General features: G+C 36.6%; 3 protein-coding genes. All 3 read right to left on the bottom strand.

What is annotated here, in order from left to right; genetic code table 11:
- The coding region (locus tag QR64_RS25620; protein ID WP_039584615.1) for a hypothetical protein at positions 1-273 on the bottom strand (273 nt) is incomplete at its 3' end.
- Positions 274-292: 19 nt separating this feature from the next.
- Positions 293-568 (bottom strand): hypothetical protein, encoded by a 276-nt coding sequence (locus QR64_RS25615; RefSeq protein ID WP_015979526.1) that lies wholly within the window; start codon positions 566-568, stop codon positions 293-295.
- Between the two features lie 37 nt (positions 569-605).
- Entirely contained in the window at positions 606-1,511 is a 906-nt protein-coding gene (locus QR64_RS25610; RefSeq protein ID WP_036853153.1) for a phage tail tube protein, read from the bottom strand.
- Positions 1,512-1,560: the final 49 nt, after the last annotated feature.

The following is a 1,560-nucleotide window of genomic DNA, read 5'->3' as shown; positions in this document are numbered from 1 at the left end:
TTTTTCTTTAATAAAAACAGTTTTACAGAAGATATTGATTAACTCGTTAGTTGTAGGAAGCTCTGTTTTATCATCTAAGGCGTTTTGCATTCCTCCGTTACAATCTACCCAAAGTATCAATAACTTGTCTGTAAAGCTCTCCATTTGCTCTGTAAAGTCATCAGGAATATATCCAGCGACAAAAGAATTTTGTAGGTCTGCAAAGTCTTTTAAATCTGTAATAAAGTCTGAACCAGTTAGTTCTAAGTATCTAATTGCATGTTTTAAAATCATTTACAGTCCTTTCAGCTCATTAAATTTCTTTCTGCCATAATTCGACAAGTTCTTTAAGCCCTTTACCGTCAGTATCGAACTCGAAGCTAGAACGGAAGTCAGAGAAGTCACTTTTAGCTTTTACAATGTTATCTTGAAAAAGAGCCAAGTATAGACCATATTGAACGAACTCCATTAGGTCAGTAATTTCTCCGTCTTCTTTTTTAAGTTCTGTATCCATTGCCTTTTGTTGTTGGAAAAGGTCTTTACCTGTAATCATTTTAAATTTACGTGCTGTACTCAATTGTTTTGCCATTTTATTTTATATTCCTTTACTTAATCTATTTTTAGTCTTATGAATGGTCAGTTACTGAAACTCCTGCGGTAACATCTTTATAACCCTCAGCGGAGAACTTTACGTTATAGGCACCTGGAGCAAGTTGTCCGTTTGTTGCTACTTTTCCATTTGCGTCATTAATCACTGATGTTACTTTTACAGTTCCACCATTAGAATCTTTCAAAGTGGCAGGCACTACGATTCTTCCGTCATTATGACCCTTTGTAGCAGTAGTCACATTAGGAATAACAGGAGCTACGAGTGTAATTCCACCAGCTAGAACTGTATCAGGTTGCATAATGAATAAACCACTTTCCATTTTCTTGACGAAATCTTTTGCTTGTTCTCCCCAAATTTCGTACTCAATAGCAGGGACTTTTTTACCGCCATTCAAATAAATATCTGACTCAGTCGCTTGTACTGCCAAAGTCCATTGGATAGGGTCTACACCGTCAACTGAATCTGTTTCTGATTCTTTTGTTGCTTCTGCTGTTGGTCTCAAATTTGGATAAACGACTACGCGATAACCGTCAACAAATTCCCCTGTAACTTTATCACGCTTACGCCCTTTAATAAGGTATTGAACACATTTCGTTTTCCAATTACCAGTAGGAGACCAACCCAAGCCATTTTCTGTTCTTTGTTGACCTAAAATGTCTTCTTTAAGCGATTGGTCTGTTTGAATGAATACCATTTCGCCTTGAAGTAAGGTAGCACCTTTTTTCACTCCATGGTCTGGCACGTCATCAGCTGGATAGCTGTTAGTCTCCGCTTGGTCTTCCATTGCGCCAACTGATACTAAACCAGTTACAATTTTATGGTTAGTAAACTCTGGTTTTCCGTTACTTCCCTTGGCCATATCAGCTACGATTAGAGCTTCATTACCAAAGAAAATCTCACGTGAGTTATAATCTAATTTCATTTTTTATTTTCCTTTTTATTTTTTTATGCAGTACGTTTCCAATAATATA

The sequence above is a fragment of the Rhodococcus sp. Chr-9 genome, assembly GCF_000801125.1.
In the GTDB taxonomy this organism is placed as follows: domain Bacteria; phylum Actinomycetota; class Actinomycetes; order Mycobacteriales; family Mycobacteriaceae; genus Rhodococcus; species Rhodococcus pyridinivorans.
This window is presented reverse-complemented; position numbering and strand designations above follow the sequence as displayed.